The sequence below is a fragment of the Psychrobacter sp. SZ93C1 genome, from assembly GCF_015864635.1.
GTDB classification, from domain to species: Bacteria; Pseudomonadota; Gammaproteobacteria; order Pseudomonadales; family Moraxellaceae; genus Psychrobacter; species Psychrobacter fozii.
Map to the genome: position 1 here is coordinate 34,334 of NZ_JADYWY010000007.1, position 12,631 is coordinate 46,964.

Consider the following 12,631-nt stretch of genomic DNA (forward strand, 5'->3'; position numbering starts at 1 on the left):
ACCATTTTTAAGATTGATTGACTATACAACGTAAGTGAGTTTTGTTATGAGTCTAGAAAATCAAAAAAAATCGTTAAACATACTCGTTATTATGGATCCTATCGAGCAGGTCAATTATAAAAAAGACACTACCTTAGCCATGATGTGGTCCGCTCAAGACCGTGGGCATCGTCTAGGCTACTGTCAGATTCCTGACCTTTGGTTGGATCGTGGGCAGTTGATGGTCGATACGCAGCCAGTAACGGTGAAGCGTGATCCAGCAGATTTTTATACATTAGGTGACAAAAGCACTGCACCGGTTAGTGATTATGACGTGATTTTGATGCGTAAAGATCCACCGTTTGATATGCGTTTTATTTATACGACCTATATGCTCGATCATGCAAAAGCGGCAGGCGTACTCGTGGTCAACGATCCGCAAGCTATCCGTGATTGTAATGAAAAACTATTTGCCACTTGGTTTAGCGATTATATGAGCCCAACGATTGTGACCAGTAAACAGGCGCACATTCGCAAGTTCATTGCTGAGCAGCAAGATGTTATTGTCAAACCCCTAGATGGCATGGGCGGTACAGGTATCTTCCGTCTGACTGCTGATAGCCCAAACATTGGTGTCACACTAGAAGTGTTGACAGAGCTAGAGACGCTGCCAATTATGGCACAGCGTTATTTACCAGAGATTGTCGAGGGCGATAAACGCGTATTAATCGTCGATGGTGTGGTGGTAGATTATAGCTTGGCTCGTATTCCAACCAAAGGCGAGACCCGTGGTAATCTAGCCGCAGGTGGTAGTGGTGTTGCTATGCCGTTGACTGATATCGAACGTCAAGTGGCAGAGGTAGTGGCACCTATTGTGAAAGAAAAAGGTCTTATGTTCGTTGGCTTAGATCTCATCGGTGGTCGTATTACTGAGATTAACGTTACCAGTCCGACTTGTGTACGCGAGATTGACGATCAGTGTGGTACGGATATTGCGACGGACTTTATTATCGCCATTGAAAATAAATTCACGATTTGAGCACCGCAGTAATGATAGAGTGATTTATCATTAAGGTATGTGCACAATGATAAAAAAATAGTTGTGCTAAGCTATAGTCATTCCACTATAAAAGTATGACAGCGTTAACCTTGCTTGAAGTATCACATATACATCTACACTCGGTTGCCTTGTACTACCTTTAAATTGAATCGACTATATCTTACCGAAACGTGATTGAAGATGTCGATTCTATCGATGTTAAAGCGTATTTATTAACGCCAAGCCGAGGTTGTTCACGGCTTGGATTTTTATTATTAACGACGCATAAAATGCTATATATAAGTCAACGATTTACACTATACTATGCGAGATTTTATAGGGTCGTTATTTGTCGATAACCAAAATCCTGATAGGATGATAAGTCCTTCATATAAATAAAAAGATAGGCAGGCGTTCATGAAAAAACCGCATATATTAATGATGGCTGCTGGTACTGGTGGGCATGTATTTCCAGCATTGGCAGTGGCTGAGGAATTGACTCAGCGCGGTGCGGTTATTCATTGGTTAGGAACGCCAAATGGCATGGAAAATGGCTTAGTTAAACCAACTGGTTATAGCTTTCATGCCATTGATATGCAAGGGCTGCGTGGTAAGGGAGTAGGGCGCTTGTTAAAGCTACCTGTAACCCTGCTATCAGCGACGATGGCTGCTATAAAAGTCATTCGCAACAATCAGATTGATATTGTCGTAGGCTTCGGTGGTTATGTGACCGCACCGGGCGGCATTGCAGCACGTATGACTAGTACGCCGCTTATTATTCATGAGCAAAATGCAATTGCTGGTATGAGTAATCGCTATCTGTCTAAAATTGCGACCAAGGTATTACAGGCCTTTGAGCACACTTTTGCAAATAGTGAGCTTGATGCAAAGCTAGAGACGGTCGGTAATCCGGTACGTAACGCCATCACTGGTGTCGTGGAGCCGACTGTACGTTACGATTTGAATGATACGTCACCACTTAAGTTACTGGTGGTTGGTGGCTCGCTTGGTGCACAAGTATTAAATGATACCGTGCCAAAAGCGCTGGCGTTGATAGACCGTCCTTTTGAAGTGCGTCATCAATGTGGACGAAACAATGAGGCTGCCACGCAAACTGCTTATGATGAGCAAGATTTGAGCATTCATAAATTTGTGGTACAGCCATTTATTGATGATATGGCCGCTGCTTATAATTGGGCAGACATCATTGTTTGCCGAGCAGGCGCATTGACTGTTACCGAAATTCAAAACGTCGGTATTGCTGCTATTTTTGTACCGCTGCCACATGCAGTTGATGATCATCAAACTGCCAATGCTCGTACGTTAACCTCATATGATGCAGCAATTTTATTACCTCAATCTGAGCTGACGCCGCAGCATTTGAGCAATGAGCTGGCAGCGCTTGATCGAAGTGCTTGCTTAACCATGGCCAAGAAAGGCCATGCACTTGCCAACCGTAGTGCTAGCAAGCAGGTCGCTGATATTATTTGGCAAACCCTGTAGCTTATATTTCTATCAGCTGCTATTTTTATAACTGATTATTCTGATTCACCACATTTTATTCGCCTTTAACCAAGAGAATTGATTATGCCTACCTCTGCGAAAGCGCTACCTAAACGTTTGATTGAAATACCAGAAATGCGTCGTATCCAGCATTTGCATTTTGTGGGTATTGGCGGCTCAGGAATGTGCGGTATCGCTGAGGTGATGAGCAATCAAGGTTACGAAGTAAGTGGTTCTGATATCGCTGAGAGCTTGGTAACTCGACGTTTACAGCAGATTGGTATTGAGATATCGATTGGTCATGACTCTAAAAACATTGCCAATGCAGATGTCATCGTCGTATCGTCAGCGATTGATCGTAGTAATCCTGAGATTAAAGCAGCACTCGAAGCGCGCTTACCTGTCGTTCGCCGTGCAGATATGTTGGGTGAGTTGATGCGTTATCGTCACAGTATTGCTGTTGCGGGTGCTCATGGCAAGACGACCACAACAAGCTTACTCACCACGATGATGGCAGAAGGTCAGCTCGATCCTACGTACGTGATTGGCGGTAAGCTTAATGCCTCTGGGAAAAATGCCGCGCTCGGTAGCAGTCGTTTTCTAGTCGCTGAAGCTGATGAGTCTGATGCATCATTTTTATCGTTGCATCCTATGGCTGCAATTGTGACGAATATCGATCAAGATCATATGGAAACTTATGAGAACAGCTTTGATAAATTAAAAGCAGCTTATATTCAGTTCTTACAAAACATGCCATTTTATGGTCTGGCTGTGGTGTGCGGTGATGATCCAGAGCTGTATGCGATGATTGATGATATTGGCCGCCCTGTATTGACCTTTGGTCTTGAGCCTTTCAATGATGTGCAAGGTGTTGATCTAGTTACTGAAGGTACTAAAACCCACTTTACCGTATTGCGCCGTGACCGTGAGCCTTTACGTTTGACGCTCAATATTCCTGGTACTCACAACGTTTATAATGCGCTTGCTGCTATCACGATGGCGACCGATGAAGGCGTGGATGACGAAGCCATTAAGCGCGCCCTGCAAAAATTCGAAGGTGTTGGCCGTCGTTTTGAGCAGCATGCCTCTGTAGATATCGATGATGGTAACGTCCTATTAATTGATGATTATGGTCATCATCCAAAGGAAGTTGATGCAACTATTAAAGCTGCTCGTCAAAGTTTCCCTGATCGCCGCTTAGTCATGTTGTTTCAGCCGCATCGTTATAGCCGTACGCGTGACTGCTATGATGATTTTGTCGAAGTACTGTCAAGCGTAGATGAGCTATTATTATTAGACGTATATTCAGCAGGTGAAACACCGATTACAGGTGCTGATACCAAGTCATTAGCGCGTAGTATTCGTTTGCGTGGTGAAGTTGAACCTACGATTGTTGATAAGGACAATCTAGCGCCTGTGATGCAGCGTTTATTGAAAGCCAATGACATGCTGATTACTCAAGGCGCTGGTAATGTGGGGCAAATATCCGTTGATTTGGCCGCAAACAACCTTTACATCAAGTAAGCTAAAAGAACTCTAGGAGTTATCCTCATGACGACGAACAATGATCAAAAACATGCAAAAAATACAGCCATGGATGCTGCTGAGGATAAGACAGCTATTATTAATCCAGAGCCAGCCCTAGCAGCCGTTGCACAAGCAGAGAAAAATAGTATGGAAAATAACCAGTCATGCCAAGAAGTATTATCAAATGTGGCGCCTAGCAAAGTAAAAAATGCGAGTGAGTTCGGCAAAGTTGCAGTCGTTTATGGTGGTAGTAGCAATGAGCGCAGCGTATCTTTAGACAGTGGCGCGGCTGTATTGCAAGCACTCCAAAACCAAGGCGTTGATGCCACTCATTTCGATCCTAAGCATCAAGACATCACTGAGCTACGCGCGTATGATCGCGTGTTCAATGTGCTGCATGGTCGCGGCGGCGAAGATGGATTGCTACAAGGCGTACTGCAGTGGTTCGATATCCCGCAGACAGGCTCAGGAATTTTGGCGTCGGCACTGGGTATGGACAAAGTGCGCACCAAGCAATTGTGGCAAGGCTGCGGTGTGGCGACAGCCCCATTTTCACTATTGACAGCGGATACCGACTGGCAGCAAGTGGTCAACATGTTAGGTTTGCCACTTATCATCAAACCTGTCCATGAAGGCTCAAGTATTGGCATGACGAAGGTCAACAATCTTGATGAGCTTCCAGCTGCCTACGCGACGGCGGTACAGTGTGGCGATGTAGTGATGGCAGAGCGCTGGATTACCGGTCGCGAGTTTACGATTGTTATTATCGACGACGAGGCTTATCCGGTCATTCGTCTTGAGCCTGCAGATATTACCAACTTCTATGATTTTGAAGCCAAGTACAATCGTAATGATACCAGCTACTATATTCCGTGTGGCTTGAGTGATGCTGATGAAAAGCACTTACAGGATTTGAGTCTTGCAGCATTCCGTGCTGTTGATGCAAAAGGTTGGGGACGTATCGATGCCATGCAAGATGAAGCAGGCAATTTCTGGTTGCTGGAAATCAATACTGTACCGGGTATGACCAGTCATAGTTTGGTTCCAATGGCAGCCAAGGCTCGAGGCATGGATTTTGACACGCTGTGCTGGCATATTTTGGCGCAGACAGTTTAGTTAGTTTTAAGTACTGCTGTATTAGTTCAAGTAGCTTCATTTAAGCGGCTTCATTCAGAAAGTGAGCTGCGTGAGTGAATTGAAAACGTCATCAGTAACGTTGGTCGCTTCTTACTCAAAATGAATAAGTTTTCTTGAAAAATCGAGTTAATGTATCACTAGAGATGCTATATCACAACTTCATGTAAACTTGTGTAAATTCGCTGTTGCCAGTAAGGGTTAGGCTATTGTTTAACTATGAAATACGTTAATATTACATATTGTGGTTATATCTTGATGATGTTTAAGTTTTTATAAGAAAAAACCATAAGTTATCTATGAACTAAGAAAAATGTTACGTTTGAATAAGCGTAATAGCATTATATAAATTGTTTTAGCCAAAGACTTTGATAATATATCAACTTAATAGACCTCTGCATAATATATGTGGACTGACATCAATGAATAGCATAAGCATTTTTATGCAAATATAGGGACACAGGTCGTTATGGCTCAAACTGTCAACGAGGTAACTGACTTGATGAGTGATACAGCCCGTCGCCCAAAATCTAAGCTCCAAGTACCAAATTCAGTCAAATACTTGTTTATGGCAATGGTATTGGGATTGCTAGTACTGATATTGATCATGGGTGGCAAGGCTCTGCGCGATGCGCCGCCAGCTGCCATCCATGTCAATCATCAAGGTTTGACAGGCGTTCAATATCAGTCATTACAGCAAGTCATGGATCAGCAGAAGGTAAGCAGTTTTTTTACCTCTGATTTGCAAGCGCTAAGAGATATTACGATAGGTCTGGCTTGGGTGGATCAAGTAAGTGTTTCTCGTAATTGGCAGCGTGGCATTGTGGTAACTGCACTACCTAAACAGGCCGTTGCCAATTTTGGGACAGAACGTTTGGTTGATGCAAAAGGGACGGTTTTTGTTCCTGCTGATACGAAAGATCTGACGCAAGAAAAATTTGCTACTCTACAAGGTGAGATAACCCAAGCGCCAGTCATCATGCAGCAGATGCAGCAAGTCAATGACTGGTACGCACCATTAGGTATACAGGTTGAAGATATTATCTTATCACCAAGAATGACATGGTTGATTCGCTTTAATAATGGATTACGCGTTATCGTTGATAACGAAAATACTGCGCAAAAGCTACTGAATCTGAGTCAACTGCTTGGTAATCAACTAAGTGATCGTCGAGACCAGATACAATCGGTAGATTTGCGTTATAAAAATGGCTTTACCATTTCTGGAGATATGGTACAGCCAAAGAATGATGAAGCACCATCATCATAGATAGACATAAGCAAAAACTGGTTAATATTTTGGCTTTTAGTATGAGCTGTTTTGTTCGAACGGTTTTAATAGTATTTAGCATTGAATACACAATTTTGTAGTGTATTGATAGCGATTTTTTAATGATCTAATGGAGACGTCATTTGGTCTCCTGTTTAGCGATAATTTGTCTGGTACCATGAAAAATACTGAAAATCTGGTTGTTGTCCATCTAAGTGCCACGGCAGTTTATGTCGTCATTGGCAATGTTGTCTCTGCAAAAGACATTCGCATTTTGGGCGTTGGGCAAGTTAAAAATAGCGATTTTTATCAAGGTCAAATAAAGCATCGTGAGCGTCTGCAAGGTGCTATCAAACAAGCCATTCAAGAAGCAGAAGATACTGCCAATTGCCGTGTGCATAGTGTGTGGTTGACGTTGGCAACGCCTGAACTGTCTAGCAAAAACAGTACAGGTGATGTGCAAGTGGAAGAGGATGCTGTACGTGCCAAAGATATGGTACAAGCACTATCTAATGCCAAGTCACGCGATTTGCCACCGGACTATTATTTGATGCACTGCTGTCAGCAAGGTATTTACGTCAATGATCAAGACTTTATGGTTGATGATGCTATCGAAACAATGGCGCATAATATCTCCGTGATGTATCACATGATGATGATGCCAGTGTCTAGCCGCCAAAATATCCAAAAATTATTGCAAAGCTGTGACGTTGGTATTGACCATATTGTCTTCGATGCAGTGACAAGCGCTGAATATAGCTTGATGAGTGATGAGCGTCAACAAGGTGTGTGCTTGGTAGATATTGGTGCGAGTACCACCAGTATTTGTGTTTATAAAGAAAACAAACTGATATTTACCCATTGTATCGCAACGGGAAGCCATGAAGTCACGATGGATATCTCAGCTGACTTTGGCATATCAATGATTGAAGCTGAAAAGCTCAAAAAGACTCATGGTACTGTTGATGTTAATAGTGTCGATCCTAGCTCTTTCTTTATCTTTAAACCACAAGGGTCAGGCGATGAGATTAACATTGGTATTTATAATTTAGCCCGTATTATTGAAGCTCGCTATGTCCAGATATTTACAGAAGTGGCTCGTCAATTACATGATGCAGATTTGATTGGCTATATAGACAAAGGTATCGTTCTCACTGGTGGTGGCAGCGTGATTAAAGGTATGATACCTTTTGCCAAAAAATTGCTCAAAATGCCTGTGGTACTGACCAACATCCATCCTGCTATCAGTGCTTATAATCATTTTGATAATGATGAATCGTTCAAGCAGCTGAATATTCAGGTTAATGATCGTGCCTACCAGACAGCATTTGGTACGCTACTCTACAGTCAGAGCGAACAGTTCCGTCGTAGTGAGAAGAGTGAGCCTGAAGCAATTCAAAAAAATCGAGTCACTGGTGTATTTCAGAGTGCAGGGCAACGTTTTGCTAGTGTACTGAAAAAGATATTGTAGGTTTTTTGATATAATGCAGAAAGTACTAGCACTCTTATAGCGTACACTAAATTATTTAAGCAGAAAACGAAGTAATATAAAAAGTAATACCCTTTGCGATGATGACCTATTGTTATCTATGCTGAAAGATTTAAGCCATAACCCTATTTTATTTAAATACATTTATATATAGTATGTCGATAGTGCGCCATATGAGTGCGTTACCACGTATCAATCATCACGCTATCTGCAACTGGAGAATCCTTTTTATGTCAAAATACACCATGCCAGATGATAACCAGCTTCAAAACAATGGCCAAGCGAGCTTCACTGTATTCGGTGTGGGCGGCGGCGGCGGTAATGCAGTTGAACATATGGTACAACAAGGGATTAGAGGTGTGACATTTGTTTGTGCTAATACAGATAAACAAGCACTTGATCGTCTAACAGCGCCGCATAAACTACAATTGGGTGCAAAGACGAACCGTGGCCTAGGTGCTGGTGCCAATCCAGAAGTCGGACGTGAAGCAGCAGAAAGCGAAGAAGAAGCTATCCGTGCGTTACTTGAACATGCAGATATGGTATTTATTACTGCTGGTATGGGTGGTGGTACAGGTACTGGCGCAGCACCTGTGGTTGCTCGTATTGCTAAAGAAATGGAAGTGTTAACAGTTGCCGTAGTGACCACACCATTTAAGTTTGAAGGTGGTAAACGTATCAAAGCGGCTAAGGCCGGCATTGAGCAGCTAACCAACTTCGTTGATTCTATCATTACTATTCCAAACGATAAGTTGATGAGTGTCTACGGCAATATCTCTATGCAAGATGCTTTCAAAAAAGCAGATGATGTATTATTGCATGCGGTTCAAGGTATTGCTGAAACCATCGCTAGCGAAGGTATGATCAACATTGATTTCAACGATATCCGTACTGCTATGACTGCTAAAGGTCATGCGATGATGGGTATTGGCCGTGCAAGTGGTGATGATCGTGCACGTCAAGCGACTGAAAAAGCAATCAGATCTCCATTACTTGATGATCTACGTTTAGAGAATGCTAAGGGTCTACTAGTCAACGTGATTTCTTCTGAATCACTATCATTAGATGAGATGAGCAAGATCAGTGTCATCGTTGAAGAAATCACTGATATTGATGATGCTCATATTTTCTATGGTTCAGTGATTGATGAAAAAATGGGTGATGACTTGCATGTGACAGTCATTGCAACGGGTTTGACTCTAGATGAAAATGCTGGCCAAGAACCTGAAGTAGTGGAGCAGCCGGTACCTTCTGTGAACAGCACTCAGCCTGTTGATCCTAATGTACATACCAGTGCTTTGAACAGCCAAAAGCAGTCACAAGCTCAAATGTATCAAGATACCTCTGCTACTGTACGTTCTAACGCGCCTCAAGAACAAGCTAAGACCAAAACCAACAGTATTCAAGACTATCTAAAACGCCAACAAAATAAATAGTGTTTTAAGATATTTTTAAATAGAGTAAAAAAGCCAGCGTTCAATCGCTGGCTTTTTTGTGGCTGTAAATAAAGTATGTCTGTTTGCAAAGAGGTGATTCTATAATTTTTTATCGATAGAAGTAGCACATTAGGAAGAGCTAATCATTAATAAATAGTAGTATGAAACATTTTTTGATAATAAATATAGACTTCAATATATAGTTGATTCAGTTTAAAAGAGATACAAGGCAACTGAGTGCAGATGTATATATGATACTTCAAGTGAGGTTAACGCTGTAACTCTTTTATAGAGGATTGACTATAGCTATTTATACAGAGATAGTTATGTCAATAGAGCATAGAAATAGTTTCGGTTTGGTGCGATAAGTGTTATCAATCAAGGAGATAAGGAAAATAGCGATTTTTAACTGTGGCGAACTAGGGGCCTGTAATGGTACACTATGGCAATTGTAACAAAATATGTGAGAAGACAGTCATGAACCAAAGAACCATAAAAACTGCGATAGCTATTACAGGTACTGGTCTTCATAGTGGTCAGCCTGTTGACTTAGAATTTCATCCGCAACCTGTAAATACAGGTATTGTTTTCGAGCGCTCTGATATCGAAGGCAGTCAGCCCATTCCAGCCAGTGCCTTTTTAGTACAAGACACCATGATGTCATCAAACCTAGTATTCGGTGGTACACGAGTGGGTACGGTTGAGCATCTATTGAGTGCAATTGCTGGACTTGGTGTAGACAACCTTTTAATTCGTGTCTCTGCTTCAGAGATTCCGATTATGGACGGTAGTGCTGCACCTTTTGTTGCATTGCTACTTGATGCAGGATTTTGTGAACAAGACGCTTTGAAAAAGTTTATTAAGATAATAAGACCAGTACGCGTAAAGGTCGACGATAAATGGGCAGAGCTGCGCCCATATGAAGGGTTTGAATTAAATTTCGAAATTGATTTTGATCACCCTGCTATTGATAAGAATTTTCAGCATGCACAACTGCAGTTTTCAACGCAAAATTTCATTGAACAGTTGAGTTCAGCACGTACTTTTGGATTTTTACGTGATATTGAGGCATTACGCCAGAATAATTTGGCGTTAGGTGGCAGTATGGACAATGCTATTGTCATAGATGAAGCCAATATTCTTAATGAAGAAGGCTTACGTTTTAATGATGAGTTTGTTCGTCATAAAATTTTGGATGCGCTAGGTGATCTATATCTGATTGGTTATCCAATTTTAGGTCGTTTTAACGCTTATAAGTCTGGTCATGCATTAAATAACTTGTTAGTGCGTGAAATACTATCTGATCATGATAACTTTGAAATTGTAACTTTTGATGACAATGTAACCTGTCCTATCGAGTATCTTCCTCTGAAAGGGATGGCTGTTGAAGGGTGAAGAGAGGGGTATACACGAAGTATCGAAACATTGACGCAATATTACATAGGTCTACGATAATTACATTCTTATAATATTCTATAATATAAATATAGAGTCATGATTATTTTAATAATTTCTCTTTAGAGTAGGGAATACAAAAGCTGTAGGTGGTTTTCCAATCATCTGTCGGTGATATTCATATTATGAATAGCGCTGGTAGATGATTTTTTTTGTTGGCTTCATTACAAAATATCAGCGTTGTTGGCCAATTTTTACGTTTTTATTTACATAACTTTACATGTTAGGGTCATGTTTTTTAAGAATTTATCAAGCGCAAAAGTGCTTTTTTGAGTTTTTCATCAGTGGTGACATGCTCTGCAGCCTGTGATATAGTCCGCTTTATGTTTTGGCTAAGGGCCTGATTTTCATTGGCTTTCTGAGGCTTTGACAAGACTGCAGATGATGTTGGTGATTGTTTAGATGAATAATTATCAGCTGATTTGCTAGCCACCACGACGCGGATTTGCTTGAGTTGTTTAAATGTAATGGACTGCTCTGTCAGTACCTGCAAATAAGAACTTTGCAAATACCGTATGTGATTAGCAGCAGTCATTGAGCCAACGCTAAGAATTAATTGCTCAGAAGTAAAGCCTACAACCCAACAGGTATTGAGGATTTCCTCAGGTAGACAGTCTACCAATAGCTCTTTTACCTCATAGGTCATTTCTATATATAGTCTCATGTTGTCAGCAAGTGTTTGGGGTAGTGCGCTACCAGCAAAAGCTTGATGATCAATAAGTTGGGCAAGCCGGTTAGGCTGTTTTTTTGACATCGTAATGACTCATCTAATAGGTGACAAAATCGATACTCATAACAGACATGCTAAAGCGATATATGGCAAGCGATTTACATGAGAGTTGACTAAATGAATGCTGATAGCAGCATTAGTCACTACAGAAGAAAGAGCAGGCTGTTGTCATAAGGATTTTATCATGTTTGTTTAATGATAATGTCCACTAAATTAATTGATGCTTCGTCAAGGATGACGAGCTGTCTTGCATTAACAATAGGTAGTAAATTTATGAAACAAGCTTTATTAATTTTGTCAGTATTGGGAATGGGTATAGCACAGGCAAGTGGTGCTGTCGAAACAACCTTTCAACCAAATAATACCTTGAGTCATACCACCACAAATATCTCTACTTCTGCGACCTATGGTTCTAGTCGTAATATCTATAGCACGAACAGTGGTGCTCATGTATATAGTAACGATGAGATCAGCCAAGCCATTGATAATCTAAGCGCACATGCTAAGCAAAAAGAATATCAGCTTGCTTCGCTAACCAGTCGCCTATCTTATGAGCAGCGTCAGCAACAAGCAAAATCAATTCCAGATCGTTTTTCTGCCCCTGCTATTGCAGCAGCAAACGCATCACGCGTCGCTTTATCTAGAAGCTCTGGCTACTGTGCTCGTTATGTACGTAAAGCACTACAATCAGCTGGTTACGAATTTACACCGAACCCTTCAGCTTATCAATATGCCTCTCGTGGCACACTAGCCCAAGCAGGCTTTACCAAAATCAGTAATGATATGCAGCCACAAGTTGGTGATGTCGTGGTTTATAACCGTACTTCAAGTCGTCCACATGGTCACATTCAGATCTTTGATGGCAATGACTGGGTATCTGATTTCCGTCAAAACAGCATCAGCCCATATAGTGGTAACTATAGCTATACCACATGGCGCGATTCGCAGTATGTTGATGATGCATCAGACCGTGGCATCTATCTTGCGATGGCTGATAAGTAATCAGTTAAGTACACGCAATCATCTGCTAAGCAAACCGTTTTCTCTAGACTCAGTAATGTTCTTTATG

At 41.5% G+C, this 12,631-nt stretch carries 10 protein-coding genes; 9 read left to right on the forward strand and 1 reads right to left on the reverse strand.

Annotated elements, in window-relative coordinates; translation table 11 throughout:
- Positions 1-46 precede the first annotated feature (46 nt).
- The 8 genes from gshB (at position 47) to lpxC (ending at position 10,772) form a co-directional block, all read left to right on the forward strand.
- Positions 47-1,018: a glutathione synthase gene (gene gshB, locus I6E83_RS09835; protein WP_197101554.1), complete on the forward strand. Its 972-nt coding sequence runs from the start codon at positions 47-49 to the stop codon at positions 1,016-1,018.
- Between the two features lie 417 nt (positions 1,019-1,435).
- Positions 1,436-2,521 carry an undecaprenyldiphospho-muramoylpentapeptide beta-N-acetylglucosaminyltransferase gene (murG, locus tag I6E83_RS09840; protein WP_197101556.1) on the forward strand — a complete coding sequence of 362 codons (1,086 nt, stop codon included), beginning with the start codon at positions 1,436-1,438 and terminating at the stop codon, positions 2,519-2,521.
- An 84-nt stretch (positions 2,522-2,605) separates the two neighbouring features.
- Complete coding sequence (gene murC / locus I6E83_RS09845; RefSeq protein WP_110923300.1) at positions 2,606-4,045, forward strand: UDP-N-acetylmuramate--L-alanine ligase; 1,440 nt, start codon at positions 2,606-2,608, stop codon at positions 4,043-4,045.
- 150 nt (positions 4,046-4,195) lie between these two features.
- Positions 4,196-5,164 (forward strand): D-alanine--D-alanine ligase, encoded by a 969-nt coding sequence (locus I6E83_RS09850; RefSeq protein ID WP_197101826.1) that lies wholly within the window; start codon positions 4,196-4,198, stop codon positions 5,162-5,164.
- Positions 5,165-5,651: 487 nt separating this feature from the next.
- Positions 5,652-6,452, forward strand: a complete 801-nt coding sequence (locus tag I6E83_RS09855; protein ID WP_197101558.1) for a cell division protein FtsQ/DivIB — start codon at positions 5,652-5,654, stop codon at positions 6,450-6,452.
- 178 nt (positions 6,453-6,630) lie between these two features.
- Positions 6,631-7,923, forward strand: a complete 1,293-nt coding sequence (gene ftsA, locus I6E83_RS09860; protein ID WP_197101560.1) for a cell division protein FtsA — start codon at positions 6,631-6,633, stop codon at positions 7,921-7,923.
- 248 nt (positions 7,924-8,171) lie between these two features.
- Positions 8,172-9,377 (forward strand): cell division protein FtsZ, encoded by a 1,206-nt coding sequence (ftsZ, locus tag I6E83_RS09865; RefSeq protein ID WP_110923297.1) that lies wholly within the window; start codon positions 8,172-8,174, stop codon positions 9,375-9,377.
- Positions 9,378-9,854: 477 nt separating this feature from the next.
- Positions 9,855-10,772: a UDP-3-O-acyl-N-acetylglucosamine deacetylase gene (lpxC, locus tag I6E83_RS09870; RefSeq protein ID WP_197101562.1), complete on the forward strand. Its 918-nt coding sequence runs from the start codon at positions 9,855-9,857 to the stop codon at positions 10,770-10,772.
- 298 nt (positions 10,773-11,070) lie between these two features.
- Here lpxC and I6E83_RS09875 read toward each other — a convergent pair whose 3' ends face one another.
- Positions 11,071-11,586: a hypothetical protein gene (locus tag I6E83_RS09875; RefSeq protein WP_197101564.1), complete on the reverse strand. Its 516-nt coding sequence runs from the start codon at positions 11,584-11,586 to the stop codon at positions 11,071-11,073.
- A 249-nt stretch (positions 11,587-11,835) separates the two neighbouring features.
- Here I6E83_RS09875 and I6E83_RS09880 point away from each other — a divergent pair, with 249 nt between their 5' ends.
- Positions 11,836-12,564 (forward strand): CHAP domain-containing protein, encoded by a 729-nt coding sequence (locus tag I6E83_RS09880; RefSeq protein ID WP_110923294.1) that lies wholly within the window; start codon positions 11,836-11,838, stop codon positions 12,562-12,564.
- The last annotated feature ends 67 nt before the right edge of the window (positions 12,565-12,631 follow it).